General features: G+C 37.9%; 24 protein-coding genes and 2 riboswitches. Of the genes, 16 read left to right on the forward strand and 8 right to left on the reverse strand.

Annotated elements, in window-relative coordinates; all coding sequences use genetic code 11:
• Positions 1–26: 26 nt before the first annotated feature.
• On the reverse strand, positions 27–1016 hold the full coding sequence (locus tag HMPREF0873_RS07955; protein WP_008715395.1) for an AEC family transporter: 990 nt from the start codon (positions 1014–1016) through the stop codon (positions 27–29).
• A gap of 383 nt (positions 1017–1399) precedes the next feature.
• Here HMPREF0873_RS07955 and modA point away from each other — a divergent pair, with 383 nt between their 5' ends.
• The 3 genes from modA to HMPREF0873_RS07970 all read left to right on the forward strand — a co-directional run bounded on the left by modA (position 1400) and on the right by HMPREF0873_RS07970 (position 3734).
• On the forward strand, positions 1400–2188 hold the full coding sequence (modA, locus tag HMPREF0873_RS07960) for a molybdate ABC transporter substrate-binding protein (protein WP_008715397.1): 789 nt from the start codon (positions 1400–1402) through the stop codon (positions 2186–2188).
• A 239-nt stretch (positions 2189–2427) separates the two neighbouring features.
• The gene (gene modB, locus HMPREF0873_RS07965) at positions 2428–3096 is read left to right on the forward strand and encodes a molybdate ABC transporter permease subunit (RefSeq protein ID WP_038125777.1); all 669 of its coding nucleotides are present in this window, start codon (positions 2428–2430) and stop codon (positions 3094–3096) included.
• A gap of 8 nt (positions 3097–3104) precedes the next feature.
• Positions 3105–3734, forward strand: coding sequence for an ATP-binding cassette domain-containing protein (locus tag HMPREF0873_RS07970; protein ID WP_038125778.1), 630 nt, complete (start codon positions 3105–3107; stop codon positions 3732–3734).
• A 135-nt stretch (positions 3735–3869) separates the two neighbouring features.
• Here the strand turns inward: HMPREF0873_RS07970 and cytX are convergent, their stop codons facing one another.
• Complete coding sequence (gene cytX, locus HMPREF0873_RS07975; protein WP_008715398.1) at positions 3870–5069, reverse strand: putative hydroxymethylpyrimidine transporter CytX; 1200 nt, start codon at positions 5067–5069, stop codon at positions 3870–3872.
• A 52-nt stretch (positions 5070–5121) separates the two neighbouring features.
• A riboswitch (TPP riboswitch) is annotated at positions 5122–5227 on the reverse strand.
• A gap of 81 nt (positions 5228–5308) precedes the next feature.
• Positions 5309–5403, forward strand: a riboswitch (TPP riboswitch).
• Positions 5404–5466: 63 nt separating this feature from the next.
• Between cytX and thiW the strand changes: the two genes are divergently transcribed.
• The 3 genes from thiW to thiM are packed head-to-tail and all read left to right on the forward strand — an operon-like array spanning position 5467 to position 8310.
• Complete coding sequence (thiW, locus tag HMPREF0873_RS07980; protein WP_038125779.1) at positions 5467–5946, forward strand: energy coupling factor transporter S component ThiW; 480 nt, start codon at positions 5467–5469, stop codon at positions 5944–5946.
• Positions 5946–6779, forward strand: a complete 834-nt coding sequence (gene thiD / locus HMPREF0873_RS07985) for a bifunctional hydroxymethylpyrimidine kinase/phosphomethylpyrimidine kinase (protein WP_008715401.1) — start codon at positions 5946–5948, stop codon at positions 6777–6779. Before thiW ends, thiD begins: the two co-directional genes overlap by 1 nt.
• A gap of 13 nt (positions 6780–6792) precedes the next feature.
• On the forward strand, positions 6793–8310 hold the full coding sequence (thiM, locus tag HMPREF0873_RS07990; protein ID WP_008715403.1) for a hydroxyethylthiazole kinase: 1518 nt from the start codon (positions 6793–6795) through the stop codon (positions 8308–8310).
• Positions 8311–8569: 259 nt separating this feature from the next.
• Here the strand turns inward: thiM and rbr are convergent, their stop codons facing one another.
• Positions 8570–9115, reverse strand: coding sequence for a rubrerythrin (gene rbr, locus HMPREF0873_RS07995; RefSeq protein ID WP_008602900.1), 546 nt, complete (start codon positions 9113–9115; stop codon positions 8570–8572).
• A gap of 750 nt (positions 9116–9865) precedes the next feature.
• Between rbr and HMPREF0873_RS08000 the strand changes: the two genes are divergently transcribed.
• The 9 genes from HMPREF0873_RS08000 to HMPREF0873_RS08040 all read left to right on the forward strand — a co-directional run bounded on the left by HMPREF0873_RS08000 (position 9866) and on the right by HMPREF0873_RS08040 (position 14758).
• The gene (locus HMPREF0873_RS08000) at positions 9866–10069 is read left to right on the forward strand and encodes a DUF951 domain-containing protein (protein WP_005387793.1); all 204 of its coding nucleotides are present in this window, start codon (positions 9866–9868) and stop codon (positions 10067–10069) included.
• Between the two features lie 9 nt (positions 10070–10078).
• Complete coding sequence (selD, locus tag HMPREF0873_RS08005) at positions 10079–11110, forward strand: selenide, water dikinase SelD (RefSeq protein WP_008715408.1); 1032 nt, start codon at positions 10079–10081, stop codon at positions 11108–11110.
• A 170-nt stretch (positions 11111–11280) separates the two neighbouring features.
• On the forward strand, positions 11281–11880 hold the full coding sequence (gene yedF / locus HMPREF0873_RS08010; RefSeq protein ID WP_004697982.1) for a sulfurtransferase-like selenium metabolism protein YedF: 600 nt from the start codon (positions 11281–11283) through the stop codon (positions 11878–11880).
• Positions 11881–12004: 124 nt separating this feature from the next.
• Positions 12005–12262 (forward strand): DUF3343 domain-containing protein, encoded by a 258-nt coding sequence (locus HMPREF0873_RS08015; RefSeq protein WP_008715414.1) that lies wholly within the window; start codon positions 12005–12007, stop codon positions 12260–12262.
• Between the two features lie 140 nt (positions 12263–12402).
• Entirely contained in the window at positions 12403–12930 is a 528-nt protein-coding gene (locus HMPREF0873_RS08020) for a hypothetical protein (protein WP_024061402.1), read from the forward strand.
• 56 nt (positions 12931–12986) lie between these two features.
• Positions 12987–13313 (forward strand): helix-turn-helix domain-containing protein, encoded by a 327-nt coding sequence (locus HMPREF0873_RS08025; RefSeq protein ID WP_008715415.1) that lies wholly within the window; start codon positions 12987–12989, stop codon positions 13311–13313.
• 40 nt (positions 13314–13353) lie between these two features.
• Entirely contained in the window at positions 13354–14061 is a 708-nt protein-coding gene (locus tag HMPREF0873_RS08030) for an NAD(P)H-dependent oxidoreductase (RefSeq protein ID WP_008715416.1), read from the forward strand.
• A gap of 156 nt (positions 14062–14217) precedes the next feature.
• The gene (locus tag HMPREF0873_RS08035; protein ID WP_008715417.1) at positions 14218–14457 is read left to right on the forward strand and encodes a GlsB/YeaQ/YmgE family stress response membrane protein; all 240 of its coding nucleotides are present in this window, start codon (positions 14218–14220) and stop codon (positions 14455–14457) included.
• Between the two features lie 64 nt (positions 14458–14521).
• The gene (locus HMPREF0873_RS08040) at positions 14522–14758 is read left to right on the forward strand and encodes a CsbD family protein (protein WP_008715418.1); all 237 of its coding nucleotides are present in this window, start codon (positions 14522–14524) and stop codon (positions 14756–14758) included.
• 78 nt (positions 14759–14836) lie between these two features.
• On the opposite strand, the gene ychF is transcribed toward HMPREF0873_RS08040, so the two are convergent.
• Positions 14837–15943, reverse strand: coding sequence for a redox-regulated ATPase YchF (gene ychF / locus HMPREF0873_RS08045; RefSeq protein WP_008715419.1), 1107 nt, complete (start codon positions 15941–15943; stop codon positions 14837–14839).
• Between the two features lie 353 nt (positions 15944–16296).
• Between ychF and HMPREF0873_RS08050 the strand changes: the two genes are divergently transcribed.
• On the forward strand, positions 16297–17469 hold the full coding sequence (locus HMPREF0873_RS08050; RefSeq protein ID WP_008715420.1) for a cyclopropane-fatty-acyl-phospholipid synthase family protein: 1173 nt from the start codon (positions 16297–16299) through the stop codon (positions 17467–17469).
• 170 nt (positions 17470–17639) lie between these two features.
• Here the strand turns inward: HMPREF0873_RS08050 and HMPREF0873_RS08055 are convergent, their stop codons facing one another.
• The 4 genes from HMPREF0873_RS08055 to HMPREF0873_RS08070 form a co-directional block, all read right to left on the reverse strand.
• A complete protein-coding gene (locus HMPREF0873_RS08055) occupies positions 17640–18416 on the reverse strand; it encodes an ABC transporter ATP-binding protein (RefSeq protein WP_008715421.1) in 777 nt (258 codons plus the stop codon).
• Positions 18413–19420 carry an iron ABC transporter permease gene (locus HMPREF0873_RS08060; protein WP_008715422.1) on the reverse strand — a complete coding sequence of 336 codons (1008 nt, stop codon included), beginning with the start codon at positions 19418–19420 and terminating at the stop codon, positions 18413–18415. The genes HMPREF0873_RS08055 and HMPREF0873_RS08060 overlap by 4 nt, the downstream gene beginning before the upstream one ends.
• 13 nt (positions 19421–19433) lie before the next feature.
• Positions 19434–20534 (reverse strand): ABC transporter substrate-binding protein, encoded by a 1101-nt coding sequence (locus HMPREF0873_RS08065; protein WP_083788813.1) that lies wholly within the window; start codon positions 20532–20534, stop codon positions 19434–19436.
• A 203-nt stretch (positions 20535–20737) separates the two neighbouring features.
• Positions 20738–21709, reverse strand: a complete 972-nt coding sequence (locus HMPREF0873_RS08070; protein WP_008602878.1) for a diaminopimelate dehydrogenase — start codon at positions 21707–21709, stop codon at positions 20738–20740.
• Positions 21710–21961: the final 252 nt, after the last annotated feature.

Raw genomic sequence — 21961 nt, forward strand, 5'->3', positions numbered from 1 at the left:
ATTTTTTATAACTATGATTTTTTATTTTAATATAATGGGAATAGATAATAGGCTATAGTAATAAACAGTGGCATAGTTATAGCGGATAAAATAGTTGTGCCCATTACGATTTGTGTAGCATATTCTGGATTATTCTTCATTTCAATAGCAATAAGAGACATATTGATAGCCGTAGGTACGCTGTAGGTTATGATGATGGTTTGTGCCGCTATTGGATGCATAGGACCGTAGAACATAATGAATAGTATGGTAATACCAGCGGCTATGAGTGGACTTACAATGAGCCGTAATGTAGTAGCAAGCATGACATCCATCTTAAAGAAGTTTAGCGGTGTTCTATTAATTTGAACACCCAAGGCAATCATAGCGACGCCAACGAAAGCATTGGCAAATATATTGAGCGGTGCAAAGAAGAAGAGACCGTGTAAATCGAAAGGGAGTAGGTGGCAAAGTAGCGCCAGTGGGATAGCATATACCATGGGCATGTGGAATACGACTTTTAGTGCATCCCGAGGGGTTAATCGTCCTGCTCCCGCTTGGTAGAAACCGTAGGTATTACTGCTAATAGTTTGTATGATCATGATAGATACAACACTCACTAAACCTAGATTAGCATAGGGGGTAGCACCATCGATGACGTATGGAATGTTAGTAAATACAAAGATAGCAAGGGCGACACCCATATTCCCAACGTTATTAAACATAACGCAGTTTTTTAAGGTTGCAATCTTAGCCACATCATATCCTTGCATCTTACCTACCACATCTGAAAGGATGGAGTTTAATATGAGTACACAGAGCGCGCAGAATACAATCTCCAAAGTACCTGAGTTAAGTTTAGCTTCATACATCGCTCGAAATATAAAGGTAGGTAACAATATATAAAAGTTTAGTTTACTCAGCGTATATAGATCGAGTTTAAATCTTCTATCTAATATAAATCCCACGCCTATAAGTACTAAGATAGGGACCATAGAATTCATAAAAATATGGCCTACTAATTCGAATAGATTCATCATCTCACCTAGAGTTTTTCTTTAATATATTAGTTAATATATAAGGCATAGTTTTAATTAATCGTATAACTATATGTAGTAAATATACAGTTGTTTTATATAAGCTGTAAGTGAATAAGTTTTTTAAAATATTTTTATCCTTTGTAGTATTATCATACCATAGTATCTATTGTTTGGGGCTTAAAAATTTATCGATTATAATTACTTATCATAATCATCAGAAATATCTATGCAATATGTGATTTTGGATATACGACTTTAACCATCGATTTATAGTATAATATGAATATATTGTATATTTTAGTTTGTTAGTACACGAGGTGTCTCTAGGTGTTACCATAGCTTTTACAGTGTGGCGTTTTAAGGGATGCACAGGAGGAATTATGAAACGAATTTTATTAGTGTTAATGAGCGTTTTCATGCTTGCCTTTTTAGTCGGTTGTGGCAATGATGCAAGTAAACCAGCTGAGTCAGCTAAACCAAGCACATCTGAAAAGATTACTGTACAAGCTGCAGCAAGCCTCAAAGGTGCTCTTACAGAATTGGCTGATGCTTACAAAAAAAGCCATAACTTAGCGGATGATCAAATCGCTATTAACTTCGCTGGTTCTGGTACATTACGTCAACAAATCGAACAAGGTGCACCAGCTAGTTTATTTATTTCTGCTGACGAGAAAAATATGAAAATGTTACAAGAAAAAGATTTGGTAACTGATGTAAAACCATTCGTAACTAATGAACTCGTTCTCGTAGTTCCAAAAGGTCAACCTAAGGTTGAGCTAAATCAAATCGCTACAGTAAAGCGTATCGTATTGGGCAATCCTGAAACAGTACCAGCTGGTAACTATGGTAAACAAGTATTAACAAAACTAGGCGTTTGGGAACAGGTAGAACCTAATGTAGTATACGCTAAAGATGTAAAAGCTGTAACAGCTTCCATTAGCCAAGGTGCTGGAGATGCTGGTTTCATCTATAAAACTGATGCTATCGCAGCGGGCGATGCAGTTGAAATCTCTGCAGTAACACCGGCTGATTCCCATGATCCAGTTATCTATCCAATTGGTATTATTAAAAAATATGACAACGCATTGGCAAAAGACTTCTACCAATACGTAATGAGCCCAGAAGGCCAAAAAGTATTAGAAAAATACGGTTTCTCTACTTCTAAATAAGAGTAAAGCGCTAGCTTTCAGGGCTAGCGTTTTCTTATGATACAATAGAGATATTATTGATATTACTAATCTTATGATTGCTCACTGTATGCTTTTTCTTTTACTCATTTGTAGTGATGAGTGCTTAATAATCTAGCATATGATATGATTTTGTGCATATAATTTGTTTGAAAAGTATTTTTGAATTAATAGATATAGCACATACTTTAGAGTTGTTGTGTATAGAAAGGGGGCGTGACATGAGTCCATTATGGCTGTCGCTATGGGTGGCAAGTATAGCTCTTATTATAGTTATTTTAAATGGCTTAGCGACTTGTTACTGGATGAACCGTTGCAAGTGGGGTGGTATTGCCATTCTTGATGCACTTATTACCTTGCCACTTGTACTGCCTCCGGTAGTTGTTGGTTTTGCGTTACTTATGGTATTTACTCCAGGTTATGCGTTTGGTGCTTGGCTTGAAGCTCATGATATGAGTGTTGTTTTTGCTGCATCCGGTGCCGTGATAGCCTCCTCTGTAATTGCATTTCCGCTGTTTTATCAAACGGTGCGTTCAGCATTGCAATCCGTCGATCATAATATGGAGGACGTAGCGCGTACATTAGGTGCTTCAGAGTTACGTATCTTTTTTACTATCTCCGTACCACTCGCTTGGAAAGGCATTTTGACGGGCAGTATCTTAGCCTTCTGTCGTGCTATGGGCGAGTTCGGTGCTACCATTTTGATTGCAGGCAATATTCCAAAGGTAACGCGCACCATGCCACTTGCTATCTACTCTTACGTAGAGGCAGGACAGTACATGGATGCTTTTGAATTAGTTATCTATATTTGTGTGCTCACATTGGCATTGTTGAGTGGGATTCACCTCATCACAAAGGGGTCCTTGTTCCGTCACATTGATAATAATTAGGAGGTCCGATGATTACATTTTCCTTTACCGTAGCTAGACCTTCTGTGACTGTGAAAGCCGATGGGGTACTTCCTTCTGGTATTACCGTTTTGACAGGTCAATCTGGCAGTGGTAAAAGTACTTTCATTAAATGCATTGCAGGACTGGTAAAACCCACTACAGGTAGTATTCACTGTAATGAAACAACGTGGGTGGATCGAGATAATAAGATTTGGGTTCCCGCTCAAAAACGTCAGGTAGGCTATATGCCACAAGGCAACATCGTATTCCCTCATTTGTCTGTGGAACATAATATTACCTATAGCAAACGAGGCACACCTGACATGTGCAATAGTCTATTGCAGCGTTTAAGCCTTGAGAAATATCGCAAAACGAAGGCTGGCAGTCTGTCTGGTGGCGAACAGCAACGAGTTGCTTTGGGACGTGCGCTCTACTCTAAACCGACTATCTTGCTTCTTGATGAGCCTTTATCTGCTTTAGATTGGAACTTGCGAAAGCATGTGCGCGAAGATTTGGTGTCCATTATTCGCGAGTGGGATGTACCTTGTGTATGGGTTACCCATGATGAAAGCGAAGCCGAAATGGTTGGAGATCGGCACTGGACCTGTGAAGAAGGCCAAATTCAAATATCTAAATAACAATAATGTAAATAAAAGAATCTAAATAACAAAACCCCTTCATACGAGTTATTGCTCCTAAAGGGGTTTTATTGTTTATATAGCAGTTCCTATTTAGTTAGTCTCCTATCTTGGATGCTTGTTGTATATATCCTATTATGGTTGTTTAACTTCTGTAGAGACCTTTACTGCTTTACTTACGAAACCAATGATAGTAGTTATGATAAAGGCCATTGTAAAGGCTGGTAATGTAGCACCTACGGTGCTTTCACTGTGTAACATATAGTGATATAAACCGACCGATACAGCCCAAATTGTGCCGCGTACTAAAAAAGCCGATAGAGTTTGCACTTGTTGACGATTCATAAAGTAGTCCGCTAGCAAGATGGCAATCATTGGGGTAAAGACAGATCCGATGAGGTATAAGAAGTCTGTAATATCGTCCATCGGATACAAGATAGCTGCAATAGTGCCAACGATGGTAACAATAACTGCAATGCCCTTACTAGATGCACTATTATAGATAGTCGTACTAGAAACACCTGCAGAGTAAGCGTCCATAAAGGTTGTAGTAACGGTAGAGAAGATAATAACGATGAGTCCAGCAAGACCAAGTCCTGCATTCATCATGATAGTAATGATGGAGTCGCCACCGCCAAAAATAGCGGCACTAAGACCTAAGGTATACATGACGATACTCGTTACCGTGTAGACCGTAGCACTTGTGAGTGATGCGGTGAAAGGATGTTTACTTTCACGGGTATAATCACTGATGAGAGGTAGCCAAGATAGTGGCATGGCAATAGATAACTCAAGAGCAGCGATGAAACTCATGTTTCCGCTAGTTAGAAGGCCACCTTCACTAGGCCACTGCGATATCATGTGCGTGCCCATGTAGAGGGTGAGGCCTAGCAATAGAATAGATACGATGGCTTGAATATAGCCCGTATTGTGGAGGCCGATGAAGAGCCACAAAATGACGAGGGCCCCGATGGCAATGGTCCAAATCATAGGTGATAGAGGTGCCAGTGCTTGTAAGGCTAACATGGCATCGTAAATCATGATGCTGGTCCAACCGATGAGCTGGAGCATATTTAAAAAGGCAAAGCCCTTTGCCCCTAGTGGGCCAAAGCTAAAGGCTGTCGTGTTCATACTGCCTTGCCGCAAGCGGCCACCGATGAGTCCCGCACCAAATAGCAGGATGCCGCCGATAATATGACCTAAGATGATGGCATAGAGACCTTGCGCGAGGCCTAAGGGGGCCAGATAGGTACCGGTCATAATTTCCGCAATCGATAAAGCGGCACCGAACCATATCATGGCAAATTGTGGTTGCGTGATGTGTGTATTTTTCATACGTCCTCCTTGCCAGGAAGTCATAGAAAAAGCCGAGCTCACAGGAACTCGGCCATTAATCCTCTATGTTCCCTACGTTGGCATTATCCAAATCAGGTTATGGGTTAAAGCTTTAGCTTACTCTCAGCCCACTTGTGTGAGCACCCCATTATGGCTTCATTATACGAGGTGCTACGGGAACCGTCAATTATTTTGTTGCATAGATTGTATAATAATGTTATAACTAGATTATAAAAATATATTGCCACTAGGGGTGCTTTTGCTGAGATTGACCATTCAAAACCCTAGACCTGATCCAGATAATACTGGCGTAGGGAAGTGGAATGAAACATGATACCAAACTATTACGAGACCATTCCATTTGAGGTGGTCTCATTTTTATTTACTTGGAGGTATTATGAAAAAAATGATTATTGCTAGCATATGTGTGGCCTTAGGTGTCGTCTTATCGACTACGTCGATTCCTATTGGCCCTGCTCGTATTTTTCCATTTCAACATATGATAAATGTAATCTTAGCCGTTATAGTTGGGGCGAGATTCTCTGTAGGCGCAGCCTTTAGTACTTCTTGCTTACGTAATGTACTAGCACTAGGCTCTCCATTAGCCTTTCCAGGTAGTATGATTGGCGCTTGGTTATCTGCGTATTTATATAAAAAATACAACGCCATCTGGGCAGCGGCTTTAGGCGAAATCATTGGCACTGGACTTATTGGTGCTCTTGTAAGCTATCCAATTGCTCATTTCCTACTAGGCAAACCATTGGCATTGTTGACCTTGATTACATCCTTTTCCATGAGCTCTATTGCAGGTGCTTGCATTGGCTTCGTAGTATTACAAATCTTATCTCGACGTAATCTGTTACACAAGGAGGCATAATGAAACTACATACTGCATTAACAATTGCCGGTACTGACCCTAGTGGTGGCGCTGGCATTATGGCTGATTTAAAATCCTTCCAAAGTCGAAATGTATACGGCATGGCCGTTGTTACTTCTGTGGTGGCTCAAAATACAACGGGTGTACATCACGTAGAACACCTATCGTTAGAAAGCATAGAAAAACAGTTACACGATGTATATTCAGATATTACACCACAAGCCGTTAAGACGGGCATGATTGCTTTACCGGAGATGATGGACCTCATTTATCCTTATGTAAGCAAGAATATTCCTTATGTAATGGATCCCGTTATGATTGCTACTAGTGGTGATCGACTTGTATCGGATGAGGCCGTGAATTTCTTAAAATCGAAACTCATTCCGGTCGCCACAGTCATTACACCTAATCGTAGCGAGGCAGAGGTGTTAGCGGACATGTCTATTACTTGTGAAAGTGATATCACAACAGCAGCTAAGCGTATTTTACATGAATTAGGACCCCGAGTGGTTATTATAAAAGGCGGCCATATTGGAGATGATGCTACGGATTATGCTTTCACCAAAGATGGAGATGTGCGTACGTGGACAAGTCCTAAATATGATACTGTTCATACTCATGGTACGGGCTGCACCTTCTCAGCAGTCATTACGGCAGAGTTCGCTAAAGGACGTGATGTAATGGATGCTATTGGTATTGCAAAGGACTATATCGCTCTAGCTATTAAACATAACCCTGCTCTTGGTCATGGCTGTGGGCCTGTTAATCATATGGCTTATGGGTTATTGGTAAATGGCCCTCAAACGATGGATGAACTTTTGAAAAATGACTAGAGGAGATAGTTATATGATCTACAACAATCCAAATATAAATGGTTCAAATTGGCCCGAACTGAATATATTAGAGACTCTACGCAAAAAAAATCCTCTTGTTATTTGTATTACCAATGATGTGGTGCGGACCTTTACGGCTAATGGTTTACTAGCCATCGGTGCATCACCCGTAATGAGTGAGTGCAGCGAAGACTTAAAAGACCTTATCGTTCATGCTGCGGCTTTACTCATTAACATTGGGACCGTTACACCAGATAAGGTTACTTATTACAAAGAGGCTGTTAAATTAGCGAAGGCTCATGAGGTACCTATTGTGCTAGACCCTGTGGGCTGTCACGCTGGGGCTTATCGATTATCTGTTGTTTTAGACTTGATTAAAACCGGTGCTATTTCGTTGCTACGAGGAAACCAAAGTGAAATTAAAGCCATCTATGATGCTCTTAATACAAATCATAAGATTGACAGTTCTCTCTCTGGTAAGGGCGTAGATGGGGCACAAGTTGAGGATAGCGCAATTATAACGTATCGTCTTGCACGCCAAATTAATTGTCCTGTTGTCGCAACGGGCGAAGAGGACTACGTTTCTGATGGAACTCGTGTATTTGCAGTTCCTCATGGTCATCCAATCATGACAGCGGTAACAGGGACCGGCTGTCTATTAGGGGCTGTCTTAGCTGCATTCTTTAGTTCCTATTATCCATTTATGCATAACATGTCTATCGGTGAGTTTCTTGCGTATGCACTGGCTTACTATGGACTTGCTGGTGAAAGTGCGGTTAAGGTGAGCGGTGTAAAACCTGGCAGCTTTAGTGTGGCATTTATGGATGCCTTATATGAATTCGATGATGCGATGCTTTTATCTGGAAATAGAATACGGCCCGTAGTTGTACCCGATCAATTAAAGGTATATTTTATTAGTGGTACGCAAGATGTAGGTTTTAATGAAAGACATTTACTAGATACTGTTGAAGCTGCTTGTCGGGGTGGCGTGACATGCTTTCAGTTTAGAGAGAAGGGCACAGGAACATTAGAAGGACAACAGAAACTAGAATTAGCTCAGCAGTTAAAAGAAATTTGTGCTATGTATAATGTGCTTTATATTATTAATGACGATGTAGACTTAGCAGTGGCTGTTAATGCTGATGGTGTTCATGTAGGACAAGAGGATATGCGTTTAGAAGACGTTCGTAATCTTGTAGGAAATAAGGTTGTTGGTATATCCATTCATTCTGTGGAGGAACTTCATAAGACTGATGTAGTGTATGCAGATTGTGTCGGTGTAGGTCCTATGTATGCCACAAGTAGCAAACCTGATGCTCAAGAGCCATGCGGACCAGATCGTATTACTGAGTTACGAGCAGAAGGTCTAACATTACCGTGCGTTGGTATTGGGGGTATTACCTTAGATAACGCAACGCCTGTTTTGCAAGCTGGTGCCAGTGGAGTAGCCGTAATATCTGCTATTGCTCATGCAGATGATCCATATGAAGCAGCAGAAGAATTTAAAAATTTAGTAGATAATATTAAGTGATATGTTTTTATAACTCAATAGTAAATAATAAGCACTATACAAAGGAAATAAAAAACATATTATAGTGAATAGAATAAAATATAGTAGACAAAATAAAAATCTAACAAAAGAATGCAAAAAAAGACGATGACAAATGTCATCGTCTTTTTGTTAAGGAAGTTGTCAGTACTTACTGTAAGTTTAGATTGTACTTACAAGTATAGTTTTATTAAAATCTGTACTTACAGGTTATTAATCTAGTTAGTGTCGTACTTACAGATTAGATGGATTCAACGAAACGGTGGAAGAAAGCTTGTGGATGTGCACATACAGGGCAAATTTTTGGAGCTTCTTCACCAACGTGTACATAACCGCAGTTAGCACAGATCCAAGCTACTGGTTCGTCATTGTGGAATACTTTGTTACCGGATACTTGAGCTGCTAATGCAAGGTAACGAGCTTCATGACGAGCTTCAATTTTACCAACTTCGCGCATTTGGAAAGCGATTTTAGCAAATCCTTCTTTTTCAGCTTCGTCAGCGAATTCTTTGTACATTGTAGTATGTTCGTAGTTTTCACCAGCTGCTGCATCGCGAAGGTTAGCTTCGATATCAGCGGAAATATCACCACCATGAAGAGCTTTGAACCACAATTTAGCATGTGCAGATTCGTTGTGAGCTGTTTCTTCGAAATAGTCAGCGATTTCGTTCATGCCAGCTTTACGAGCTGCACTAGCGTAGAATGTATATTTTTGAAATGCTTGGGATTCGCCAGCAAATGCTGCTTGAAGATTTTTTTCAGTGTTAGAACCTTTTAATTCTGCCATTTTAATACTCCTTTGTACTTACGATAATTTTCAAAATTGTTACTTAACGTATATATTCATAACCACTTGGTTGTGAATGCAATGGAATAGAATACTTATTCTATCAATTTCGAGGGCGACTTCGCCTTAGTAAGAAAACTTATTCTTAGATCAAATAGACACTTGCCTAACTCTTAAAATAGTACTTACTTATTTGTGTGTTTCGGCACTTGCCGTCTTAACAGTTTTATATACAATGTGTTATCCGTATACTTAACGAATAATCATTGTTGACTATATTGTAACATACTAAATGAGAAATGCAAGTCTTTTTATAAAATTTATTTCGAAAATTTTCTAAATGATAAATATTATCAATGTAGTAAAAATGTGGGTTTATAAAGATTGAATAGTATGGGATTTATAAAAAATCTTTATTTTGATATTGAGAATGATAACTAAATGAAAAATCATTATTGTTTAGTTATTAATGTTGATTTCTTTAGATGCACTAATATTTCCCTATAAAATATAATGATTAAGATAAACATTTTTGTGATCTTTTGGTGATTATATAATACTATTTTTCTTGTGTTATGGTTTTAATTATAAGAACAGCAGACATATCAAATCTGTACATTATATATTTAGGGCGAAAATTTTATGGTTATGTAATAGACGATTGAACTATAGAATCAGGATATATTTATAGAATCAACTATTTTATGTATAATAAATATATAAATACTGACAGAAGTTAAAGGAGGCGCTATGGCATTTGTTAGATATTACGTAGGCGATGTAGTGAAGATGAAAAAATCACATCCTTGCGGCAGTGATGAGTGGGAAGTTAAGCGAATTGGTACAGACTTTCTCATCGTATGTAATGGATGTGGTCATCAACTCTTGATGCCGCGCCCTAAATTTGAGAAGGCTGTTAAGAAAATCATCTCTCGATTGCCGGAAAATGAGTAAGGAGGGATTATGGTACGACTTACTGATTATGTGACAAGTGGAGGCTGCGCGTGTAAGATTGGGCCTCATATATTAAACCGTGTGCTGAAAGCTTTAACACCCGTTACTAACGAACATGTTCTCGCAGATATGACTGGTGCCGATGATGCAGGTGTATATCAAATCTCGGATACCTTTGCATTGGTGCAAACCTTAGATTTCTTTACACCTATGGTTAATGATCCTGGTTTATTCGGTAAAATTGCAGCTGCTAATGCGCTAAGCGATGTGTATGCTATGGGTGGAACTCCTTTAACGGCGATGAATATCGTAGGCTTTCCGGTTCCTCTCGTCGAGCAAGGTGTTTTGACGGATGTGTTAAATGGGGCTGGTTCGATTGTAGCCGAGGCTGGTGCAGCCATCGTAGGTGGACACAGCATTGAAAATAAGGAACCTATCTTTGGGATGTCTGTGACTGGTCAAGTAAATCCCCATCAGATTTGGAAAAATAAAGGTGCTCAAGTAGGGGACGTGTTGGTGCTAACAAAACGCATTGGTACAGGTATTATGAATAATGCGTTGAAAGCAGATTTATTCCCTGTAGGCACGGAACAGGCCGTCACTAGTATGAGTACTTTAAATCGTGTAGCGGCTGAGGTGGCGCATAACTTTACAGTTCATGCTTGTACAGATGTTACAGGCTTTAGCCTCATGGGACACTCCGTAGAAATGGCGAGTGCTTCTAATGTGACGATTCATATTAAAGTTTACGACATCCCTCTTTTTGATGATGTCATCGAGGCGGCTCAAATGGGGTTAATTCCGGCTGCATCTTATGGTAATCGCAAGGCTATAACTGAAGTACAAGTTGATGAGGACTTGGATCCTATATGGTCGGATATTGTATTTGATCCTCAAACCTCTGGTGGGTTACTATTCTCTGTTCCTGCTAGCGAAGGTGAGCCGCTTGTTCAGGCCTTTCATAAGGCGGGTATTGACTGTGCTGCTATTGTGGGTACTGTTGAAAGCTTCAGTGGTTTAGCGGTACGCGTTACAGAATAAAATTATAAAAATCAGGTCTATACTATTGAGGATAGATATTTAATTAAATTATTATTAGCTGATAGCTGATAGCTGATAGCTGATAGCTGATAGCTGATAGCTGATAGCTGATAGCTGATAGCTGATAGCTGATACTTTCACAAATTATATAATGTATATAGAGGTGTATGATGAGCAATACAAAGGAATTAACGGTAGATGTGCGCGGTAGCTTGTGTCCAAAACCTGTTATTGAAACTAAGAAGGTAAGTGATGCGAATCCAAATGCTGTTATTATTACAATTGTAGATAATGAAGTGAGCCGCGATAATGTAGAGAAGTTTGGTAAGTCTCGTGGTTATGGTGTAGGTATTCGCCAAGATGGCAAGGATTTTTATCTTACTATGACACCAAATGCAAATTCGGTAACGGAAGTAAGTTGTGAACCTATGAACTATGGAAATCGCGTCATTTTGATGACGAAGGATTATCTTGGTGAAGGTAGTGAAGAGCTTGGCCGAAATTTGATGAAAACCTTCTGGGTATGTATGCTTGAAGCTGACGTAAAGCCTTCTAAGATTTATTTCATCAATAGCAGTGTTAAGATGGTAGTCAATGATTCGGTTCATTTGGAAAATATCAAGAAATTAGCTGAGCTTGGTGTAGAAATTGCAGCATGCGGCATTTGTCTTGATTATTTCGGTGTAAAAGATAAGCTGGGCGTAGGCAGTATTACTAATATGTACGCTATTACAGATGCAATCCTTGGAGATAATATTGTTAAGCTATAATATTAGTATTTTATTTTGATATATCGATTTAGAGCTACTGATTTAAAGTAGATTTCTTATTTCTAAAATGAATCATTGAGATGAAAGACATTTAATCGTATCTACTTTGGTAAGAGGTGAGGCATTGGAAAATAAAAAATTACTTGTCGTTTTTACATCCTATTATTTTGGTGATAAGGCGGATAAGGTATTAACAGAATTAGAGGTGCCTCATCAGTTGATGGCTACCCCCCCAGAGCTTTATGATATGTGTGGTTTATCTATAGAAATAGATCCGAGTATTGTTGAGCAAGTTAAGGTTATTTTAAAAGAACATAAGATTAGTACGTCGGGACTGTTTTGGTATGAAAAAGGCGAACTGGCCGTACCATATGAAGCTTAGTAGATAAAAATTAAGTCACATAGTTACTTTTTTGTAACTATGTGACTTTTTTGTGCGTTCTTGTTGGAATATACCATATGGTTTATACTGACATCATCAGCTGAAAACTAATAAAATTGATACTATAAAAGGAGTTTATTATGAATACAACAATGAATGCTATTAACTGGCCAAAAGAATACTTACCAGGTTTAACTGATAACTATGTATCTAATGAGGTGATTGTAAAAGGTATCACTGTAGAGGCTGTATGGGAATACTTAACAAATGCTGCTACATGGCCTTCTTACTACAGCAACTCTAGCGATATTAAGATGCTTAATCAAGAAGATACACATCTTATATCTAATACACGTTTCTTCTTTAAAACCTTTGGTTTCCCTGTGGATGCAGAGGTTGTAGAATATGTAGCACCTAGTGAAAATCAACCTGGTCGAATTTCTTGGCATGGTTGGGCTGGTGAAGTTGGCACTGCTGAGCGACTAGATGTTATTCATGCATGGCTTGTGGAAGAGCTTGATTATGGTGTAGTTCGTATTTTGACACAAGAAACGCAAGTAGGTGAGCCTGCGAAAGAATTACATATAGCTAAACCAAATCCGATGCTTAATGGTCATCAAGATTGGCTTGATGGTCTGGTAAGTGCTGCTAAAAGTGTTAATAAATAATAGAAACTATTTGTTGCTAATTAAGGCTCGTGATACTATTAAGTGAGGAGGTTTCTATGGAAGAAAAATTATTTAATTGTCCTGTAGAGGCATCCCTCAGTGTAGTAGGAGGTAAGTATAAATCTATTATTCTGTATCATTTGATGACAGATAGAACGTTGCGATTTAATGAGATACAAAAACTCATTCCTCAAGCGACGATTAAGATGCTTTCACAACAATTGAAGGATTTAGAAGCAGAAGGTATCATCCACAAAGAGATTTATCCAGTGGTGCCACCAAAGACGGAATATAGTATCACTGAATTTGGCGAAACGCTACGTCCTATTATCATGGCCATGTGTGACTGGGGACGAATCTACAAAGGTGATATGATAAAGTAAGTCCTTTATTATGTAATATCATTTAGATAAGGAGTTATATATGAGCAAATATGAAATAGAAAATGTAAAATTAACAGCCCCTAAATTTGATCGTAAAGATTTAGAGTACGCTATGACATATCGTTATGCATGTAAGAAATTTGATAGTACTAAAAAGATTTCTGATGATGATTGGCAAGGTATCTTAACAGCGGCGCGCTTGTCTCCCACCTCTTTAGGTTTTGAAGCTTACCAATTATTAGTTATTCAAAATCCTGAAATCCGTGAAAAGATGAAATCTTATGGTTGGGGTATTCAAGCTGGTCTTGAAGCGAGACATTTCGTGGTGTTCTTAACACGTAAAAAGGTGGATTTGGAATTTGATTCCCCTTATGTACGCTACATTCAAGAAGAGGTGAAACAATTACCTGCTGAAGTCGATGCTATTTATAAAGAAAAATATGCTCAGTTCACAACTGAAGACTATAAAACATTTGAGTCTGATCGTGCTGCCTTTGATTGGTCTTCTAAGCAAGCGTATATTGTAATGGCTAATATGATGACTATGGCTGCTTACGAAGGTCTTGATTCCTGTGCATTGGAAGGCTTTAATCAAGATAAGATGACAGCTTTTTTAGGTGATGAATTAGGTCTTTTTGATACAAAGCACTTTGGCATTGCTGTGATGGCTGCCTTTGGATATCGAGATGAAGAACCGCATCGCAATAAAACACGTCGCACAATGGATGAAATTGTTACAGTAGTTTAATCGATTGCGACTTTTATATCTATATCGAATTTCTTCATTTAATCTTTAGAAATGAATGTTATATTATAAATATACATATTATTTATAATATTTATAAAGTTCGTTTTTTTTGTAGGATATTATAAATATATTGATTAAATAGGAAGGAGTGATCGTATGTTATGGTCAATTATTGTTGGTGGTTTTATCGGTTTTCTTGCAGGAGCCATCACTAACAAAGGTGGAGCAATGGGCGTTATTGCCAATGTTATTGCTGGTTTAGTTGGTTCGTCTGTGGGTCAAGCAATATTTGGCACATGGGGTCCTAGCTTAGCTGGCATGGCATTAATTCCTTCTGTTCTTGGTGCTGTAATTGTTGTTGCTGTTGTTTCGTTTTTCTTCGGGAAAAAGGGATAGTAATCTTTTTTTAAAAGTATAGCTAACATAGCTATAAATGATTTTATATGAAAGGATCATAATTATGGCATTAGAAGATAAATTAAATCAAGCTAAAGGTGCATTAAAAGAAAATGCCGGTAAATTAACTGATAACAAAGAATTGCAAGCAGAAGGCGCTGTAGAAAATACAGCTGCAAAAGTTAAAGAGGCTGCACATGATGTTGCTGAAGATCTCAAAAAAGCAGCTGAAGATGTTAAAGATGCTGTAGATGGTGCGATTAGTGGCGTCAAAAATGTTCTTCATAAAGACGATAAATAATATTATATAAAGGTTATAATTAGTAATAAAAAAACCAGTAAATCCTGAGATTTACTGGTTTTTGTTATATAAGTTTGTTTATACATTGAAGCGGAAATGGGTTACATCGCCGTCTTTCATAACGTAGTCTTTACCTTCAAGGCGTACGAGGCCTTTTTCTTTAGCTGCATTTTGGCTACCACAAGCTTGTAAGTCGTCAAAGGATACGATTTCAGCGCGGATAAAGCCTTTTTCAATATCCGAGTGAATTTTACCAGCAGCTTGAGGTGCTTTTGTGCCATTTACGATTGTCCAAGCACGAGCTTCCATTTCACCAGCTGTGAAGTAATTGATAAGACCTAAGAGGGCATAACTTGCTTTGATAAGTTTTGTTAAGCCAGATTCTTCAAGACCAAGATCTTCAAGGAATGCAGCGGACTCTTCATCGGATAACTCTGCAATTTCAGATTCGATACGAGCGGACACAACAACGATGCCAGCGCCTTCGTTTTTCGCATATTCCTCTACACGTTTTACATATTCGTTGGAAGAGTAATCAGATACTTCATCTTCAGAAATATTGGCTACATAAAGAGATGGTTTTGCTGTAAGCAATGTTAACTCTTTGATCATTTCCAATTCTTCTTCTTCAAGACCTTGTGCACGAACAGGTTTCGCTTCGCCAAGACCTTCGATGATGCGTTCTAATAATGGTAATTCAGCACGTGCATCTTTGTCGCCAGATTTAGCAATTTTTTCAATACGTTGTTTCCGTTTTTCTACGGACTCAAGGTCTGCAAGGCAGAGTTCAGTATTAATGATTTCAATGTCGCGAATTGGATCAATAGAGCCAGAAACGTGAGTGATGTTAGGGTCATCGAAACAACGAATAACTTGTGCTATCGCATCTACTTGGCGGATATGGCTAAGGAATTTATTACCCAAACCTTCGCCCTTGGATGCACCTTCTACGAGGCCAGCAATATCTACGAAGCGCATAGCAGCAGGGAGGATGCGTTTGGAACCGAACATTTCAGCCAATACAGCTAAACGATTATCTGGAACGTCAACGACACCTACATTAGGTTCAATTGTACAGAATGGATAATTGGCAGCTTCAGCGCCCGCTTTTGTGATAGCGTTGAATAATGTACTTTTACCAACATTTGGAAGGCCTACGATGCCTACTTCTAAATTTGTGCTCATGGTACCACCTTTTATTAATAAATTGATTTCGTTCTTTGTGAAAGTTTATAGCAATAGTTTGTTATAAACCTTATCAAATAAATATTATACCATACTAATAGGATGGAATTACTCAATAAATATAAAATAGATTATTTCAAAGTGCTATAATATAAATAGAGTTAAATATATTACTTAAATAATGTGATAAGTTCATATTAAAATATAGGATTAATATAGATTTTTATTCGCCGTAACTATATAGATATAATTTATAGGTGTATATATTAATAGGGTATGGAATGTATCCATTCATGTTAATGTATATATTTTTAAACCTATATAGTGAAAGCTAATAGGAAAGGAAGTTCAGTATGTTTTCCAAGCTATTTGATAGTTTCTTAGTCCATTATTTAGAACGCTTTAATGATCATTGTTTTACCGTAAAAATTGGAGATAATGAATATACAATCGTTGACGGAGAATCCGAGTTTACCGTCATCGTTAATCGCGATATTCCCAAAAAAGATTTGTTAATATCCGCAGAACTCGCCCTCGGTGAAGCGTACATGCGTAAAGATATCGAAATTGAAGGGGATTTGTTTAAAGCCCTTTGTGTAGTCCTTGGTCATGTAGGTAAGGACTCTATCAATCGTAAGGTACTTAGCTCGCTCTTTAATGCAGGTCTTAAAAAGAAAGATCAAAAACAACAAGTATCTTCCCATTATGATTTAGGCAATGAATTCTATAAATTGTGGCTCGATGAAACCATGAGCTATTCCTGTGCGTATTTTAAGCATGAGAATGATAGTCTCAAAGATGCGCAATATCAAAAGGTTCATCATATTCTCGATAAATTGTACTTAAAAGAGGGTATGACTTTACTTGATATCGGTTGCGGATGGGGATTCCTTCTCATTGAAGCGGCTCGTAAATATGGGGTTAAGGGCTATGGGTGTACTCTTTCCGAAGAACAATGGAAAAAAGGACAGGAACGCATTAAAGAATATGGCCTTGAAGGACAGGTTGAGATTGAACTTATAGATTATCGCGATGTAGCGGCTTCCGGGCGTACCTTTGACCGCATTGTCAGCATCGGCATGCTTGAACATGTAGGGCGGCCTAATTTTCCTCTGTATATGGAGGACGCATCGGATATGCTTAAAGACGGCGGGCTGTTCCTGCTCCACTACATCAGTGACCCATCTGAAAAGGAAACAAGTGCATGGATTCGTAAATATATCTTCCCGGGCGGATGTTTGCCGTCCCTTCGCGAAATGGTCAGCCTCGCTTATGACTATGATATGAATGTCATCGATGTTGAAAGTTTACGGTATCACTATTATAAGACTTTAATGCATTGGTATAACAATTTCCAAGGCGTCCGTGAGCAAGTAGAGGCGAAACGGGGGAGTGAATTCGTACGCATGTGGGATCTGTATCTTTGTGGATGTGCGGCAGGTTTCTACATCGGTAATATGGACTTGCATCAAATTTTGATGACAAAAGGTGTTACGAACGAATTGCCGTTAACACGTTGGTATTAAGTAAGTGTAAAAAAAGTTTATAGGACAAAAAAGAGACCATCTTAAGATGGTCTCTTTTAATTAGCGGCATTGTAACTATTTTATATTTGTATATTACCGAAAGCACGTTCTGTAAGTTTCGTTAAAAATTTTATTGAATGAATATCATATATAATTGTAAAAGAACTTTATCATTCTTTAGTGCCAAGTACTATAAACCCTGAATAGGATTTATTATCCTCTTTTCCTACAATGATTTTGGTACGAACATCAAAGAAATCATTCAGATTATTTTCTGTTACAGTATTCTTGGTGGTACCTAAAATATAGTTATTAGGTTTTAGCATTAAAGTTTTATCAGATATTTGAAGTGCATGATCAGGATAATGTGTGTTCATAATGCAAGCAAGATTAGATTCATCTACGATGTTTCGAATAAGTGAAAGCATGGTATACTGATTTTTAAAATCTAAATATGATTCTGGTTCGTCCATAATGAGCAGTTGCGGTTCACTCGCTAGTGCTCTGGCAATAAATGCCAATTGCAACTGACCTCCACTTAAGCTTGATGCTGTTTTGGAAGCGAGTGAGGAAATACCTATTCTTTTTAGGACAGAGTGGACTATTTCATAGTCTTTATCTGTAGGTACAGAAAACATACCAATATGTCTACTGCGTCCCATTAATACGATTTCTTCTACCGTATAAGGAAATGATAACTCTCTTGCTTGCGGAACATAGCCAATAGGAGCATTATCATGGGGACTAACTAGTTTATTATTTATGTATATGTTGCCTTCTTGCAACTGCTGTATACGGGAGATACATTTTACTAATGTTGTTTTTCCAATCCCGTTCCTGCCTAAAATAGTCAATATTTCGCCCGATTTTATTGTGAAAGAAATGTCTTTGAAAATATAATCTTTTTTATTATAAGCAAATGAGCCGTTTCTCAATTCAAAAATCATTTCCAATCACCTCGTGTACGGTAAAAAAGACAAGCAAAGAATGGGGCCCCTACTAAGGCGGTGATTATTCCTATTGGTATTTCTGCAGCAATAGCTGAGCGTGCGATTAAATCCACGATAATCATGAAAATAGCTCCGACAATGATGGAGATAGGAAGTAGTTTTTGATGATCTACACCTATTAACATGCGACAAATATGTGGAATGACAAGTCCTACCCAACCGATAATTCCTGTGATGGTTACGCAGGCTGCAGTTATTAACGTGGCCATAGCAATGATAATTAGGCGTAACTTAAAAGGGTTCACCCCAAGTGCTGTAGCTTCCTCATCTCCCATAGAGAGAATGTTGATTTTCCAACGTAAAAAGTATAGCACAGCGCATCCAAAGATGATAGGAATAGAGACGAGTGAAACATTTTCGTAGGAAGCTGTAGAAAAACTACCCATTAACCAATATGTGATTGCCGGTAATTTGTCATATGGATCAGCTACATATTTAATTAAAGCTATCAATGCTCCGAAAATAGCAGAAACAATCATTCCTGATAAAACCAGTGATAATGATGTGATTTGATTTCTTAGGCGAGCTAGACTATATGTGAGGCAAACACTGGCAATACCAAAGATAAGTGCAAATCCCGTAGCGTATATATTTATACCGGAAATTAATATTCCCAGTGCAGCGCCGAAGGCTGCACCAGAACTGACACCTAATATATCCGGACTGACTAATGGATTTCTGAAAATACCTTGAAAAACGGTTCCAGCTATTGCAAGAGCTCCACCGACAAGTATGTTTAGTAAAATTCGAGGAATACGAAGATTCCAAATTACGGCTGATTCCATATCAAATGCAGCTGCAGAGCTTCCGTTTGATAAAATATTTATAACTTGTGTGGGCATTAGCATATATCGACCAGTCATTAAGGATATTAATACAGTAAGAGCGAGAAATACTAAAAGGCAGAAAAATATAACTAGATATTTATTTTGAGATTTCATGATTACTCCTTAGTTAAAATGTGGGAGTGTTATTTATAGAAATATTTAAGATGGTATTAATTTCACTATCTGTGAGATTGTAATGGTAGAAGGTATTGTAAAACTGTTTTAAATCGTCACGTAATATATAGTCATTAAAAGTATCAGGTTGAATGAGTTGTCCCATCCATTTCATCATTAATGGTGTTTCCACATTAGGTGCATCCCAACGATAGATTCCCATAGGTGCTTTATAAACTCGATGGTTTTTTACAGCTTTTATGTTACTCCAATTTTGACCTTCAAGCTTATCCTGATAAATATCATCAGGTGTAATAGAATCAAAGTTGCTTAATATAATTATATCTGGATTCCAGGTCATGATTTCTTCCATTGAGACTTTAGTCCAGCTACCTTTTGTATCTTTTGCGGCATTTTCACCACCTGTCATAGTAATCATGAGTTGATTGACTGATTTGTTACCTGCAACAGTTAGATTCTTATTTTGCAAATATAATACTTTTGGCTTATTTGGTAATGCAGAAGCATTTTTTTGTTTAAAATATGCTTCTGAATCTTTATGGTATGAGATTAAGGCTTCAGCTTGTTCTGGTTTATCTAGAATCTTGCCTAACAGACGAATTCCGTTTTGAATATCTTCCAATGTTCCATACTTTATGGATACAGCAGGTATACCTAGCTCTTTAAGTTTTTTTGCTACCTCTGGTTGATAATCCCAAATGATGACGACATCAGGCTTTAACTTAGCAACTTCTTCAAAATTAACATTGAAATTGTTGTCTACAAATAATGAATTAACATTTTCTAAATCAGGCGCTAACGTCTTAAATATACTGGCTTCATATGACTTTTTAGCTGATGGATGGATACCTACTATTTTTTTATCGCTACCATCAACTGCATATACAATAGAGGTCCAAGGGATAGGGACGATAGCGATACGATTAATTTCTTTCTTCATAGATACGTCTGTACCGGTTAAATCTGTAACGACTTTTATATTATCGTTGGGTTTATCGTTTGGACCAACAGAATTAGTACAACCGGCAAATAGTAGAGGACATATTAATAATCCTGCTATAAGACTATTGTGTATAAAATTTTTCATTTTCATATGGCACCTCCATGATGGATATAAATTAAATAAACTTATCCTAGCATTTTAAAAAATAAACTTCTAATTCCTAATTTTTATGTACATATAGAAGAATATTATAAAGTTAAAATATGTAAAAATATCCGGTAATAGAGTTTCTGATAGTTTTTTTTGGTATAAAAAAGGCCCTCATCTATTAAGTCGATGAGGACCTCGCTCTATTATAGAGAATGTGCTCTTAATTCTTCAGCAGATTGTGTGGAAATCCAAGCTGGTGGAATGTCGAATACTGTATAGCAACCTGTGCCGCCGTGTTTAGCAAGTCGGTAGAGACCACGAGCGTAAGCAACAAGTGCAGAGCCTGTAAATTCAGGGTTAGAGTCAAGTTTCAAGGAGTACTCAATAACGTGACGTGTGCCTTCTGTACTTTCACCAGAGCGAAGAACGAAGCCACCATGTGGAATGCCTTTGTGGTCGCGATCAAGTTCTTCTTGGGAAATGAAGTTGACTACAGTTTCATAGCCTACGAAGTAGTTTTCCATAGTTTTGATTTCGTTTTCGATTTTAGCTTTGTCCGCATCAGGAGCCGCTACTACATAGCACTCACGAAGGTGACCTTTATAGCCATCAACATCTGGAGTTTCGCCGTTACGGATAGCTTCTAGGTATTGTTCTTTAGGCACAGTATATTGACGAGCATCAAGAACACCATCGATACGGCGAATAGCATCGGAATGACCTTGGGATACACCGCGACCCCAGAATGTGTAGGATTTACCTTTTGGTAAGATTGCTTCCGCGTAAACGCGTTGCAAAGAGAACATGCCTGGATCCCAACCACAAGAAATTAATGTAGCAGTTTTGGCCTCTTTAGCTACTTTATCTACATTAGCGAAGTGTTCAGGAATACGTGCATGTGTATCGAAGGAATCGATACAGTTAAAGTATTTTGTTACCATCGGTGTTTGTTCGATAAGATCTGTTGCAGAACCACCGCAAAGAACCATTACATCGATTTTGCCTTTAAAGTTAGGAATATCTTCCATCGTGTAAGTAGGTACACCAGATACAGTTTCAATACCTTGACGGCGAGAAAATACGCCGATGAGCTCCATATCAGGTTGTAACTGAACAGATGCTTCTACGCCACGAGCTAAGTTGCCGTAACCAACGATACCAATACGAATATTCATATTAGCCTCCTATATAAGTTGAAATTTAATAATTAACATATTTATTATAGCATAAAATTAATAGCTTTTAATATTTTTCTATAGAATTTATTAGAGGGTATAGAAAATAATTAATATTTAATTTAAACAAGTAATTTGTGCACAACTATATCGATACATAGCGTGTTGTTATAGGGGACAAATAAAAAATCATATGAGTAGAAATTGACACATATACCCTGAATCTAGATACAATTAAATTGGTTATGTTAG

The sequence above is a fragment of the Veillonella sp. 3_1_44 genome (genome assembly GCF_000163715.1).
GTDB lineage: Bacteria > Bacillota > Negativicutes > Veillonellales > Veillonellaceae > Veillonella > Veillonella parvula_A.

Bases quoted from the DNA above. Each gene is read 5' to 3' on its own strand.
- thiM (WP_008715403.1), top strand. From the start codon at position 6,793: ATGATCTACAACAATCCAAATATAAATGGTTCAAATTGGCCCGAACTG.
- modB (WP_038125777.1), top strand. From the start codon at position 2,428: ATGAGTCCATTATGGCTGTCGCTATGGGTGGCAAGTATAGCTCTTATT.
- HMPREF0873_RS08035 (WP_008715417.1), top strand. From the start codon at position 14,218: ATGTTATGGTCAATTATTGTTGGTGGTTTTATCGGTTTTCTTGCAGGA.
- HMPREF0873_RS08025 (WP_008715415.1), top strand. From the start codon at position 12,987: ATGGAAGAAAAATTATTTAATTGTCCTGTAGAGGCATCCCTCAGTGTA.
- rbr (WP_008602900.1), bottom strand. From the start codon at position 9,115: ATGGCAGAATTAAAAGGTTCTAACACTGAAAAAAATCTTCAAGCAGCA.
- HMPREF0873_RS07970 (WP_038125778.1), top strand. From the start codon at position 3,105: ATGATTACATTTTCCTTTACCGTAGCTAGACCTTCTGTGACTGTGAAA.
- cytX (WP_008715398.1), bottom strand. From the start codon at position 5,069: ATGAAAAATACACACATCACGCAACCACAATTTGCCATGATATGGTTC.
- HMPREF0873_RS08065 (WP_083788813.1), bottom strand. From the start codon at position 20,534: ATGAAAATGAAAAATTTTATACACAATAGTCTTATAGCAGGATTATTA.
- yedF (WP_004697982.1), top strand. From the start codon at position 11,281: ATGAGCAATACAAAGGAATTAACGGTAGATGTGCGCGGTAGCTTGTGT.
- HMPREF0873_RS08050 (WP_008715420.1), top strand. From the start codon at position 16,297: ATGTTTTCCAAGCTATTTGATAGTTTCTTAGTCCATTATTTAGAACGC.
- HMPREF0873_RS08040 (WP_008715418.1), top strand. From the start codon at position 14,522: ATGGCATTAGAAGATAAATTAAATCAAGCTAAAGGTGCATTAAAAGAA.
- ychF (WP_008715419.1), bottom strand. From the start codon at position 15,943: ATGAGCACAAATTTAGAAGTAGGCATCGTAGGCCTTCCAAATGTTGGT.
- HMPREF0873_RS08030 (WP_008715416.1), top strand. From the start codon at position 13,354: ATGAGCAAATATGAAATAGAAAATGTAAAATTAACAGCCCCTAAATTT.
- HMPREF0873_RS08055 (WP_008715421.1), bottom strand. From the start codon at position 18,416: ATGATTTTTGAATTGAGAAACGGCTCATTTGCTTATAATAAAAAAGAT.
- HMPREF0873_RS07955 (WP_008715395.1), bottom strand. From the start codon at position 1,016: ATGAATCTATTCGAATTAGTAGGCCATATTTTTATGAATTCTATGGTC.
- HMPREF0873_RS08020 (WP_024061402.1), top strand. From the start codon at position 12,403: ATGAATACAACAATGAATGCTATTAACTGGCCAAAAGAATACTTACCA.
- thiD (WP_008715401.1), top strand. From the start codon at position 5,946: ATGAAACTACATACTGCATTAACAATTGCCGGTACTGACCCTAGTGGT.
- HMPREF0873_RS08070 (WP_008602878.1), bottom strand. From the start codon at position 21,709: ATGAATATTCGTATTGGTATCGTTGGTTACGGCAACTTAGCTCGTGGC.
- selD (WP_008715408.1), top strand. From the start codon at position 10,079: ATGGTACGACTTACTGATTATGTGACAAGTGGAGGCTGCGCGTGTAAG.
- HMPREF0873_RS08060 (WP_008715422.1), bottom strand. From the start codon at position 19,420: ATGAAATCTCAAAATAAATATCTAGTTATATTTTTCTGCCTTTTAGTA.
- HMPREF0873_RS08000 (WP_005387793.1), top strand. From the start codon at position 9,866: ATGGCATTTGTTAGATATTACGTAGGCGATGTAGTGAAGATGAAAAAA.
- thiW (WP_038125779.1), top strand. From the start codon at position 5,467: ATGAAAAAAATGATTATTGCTAGCATATGTGTGGCCTTAGGTGTCGTC.
- modA (WP_008715397.1), top strand. From the start codon at position 1,400: ATGAAACGAATTTTATTAGTGTTAATGAGCGTTTTCATGCTTGCCTTT.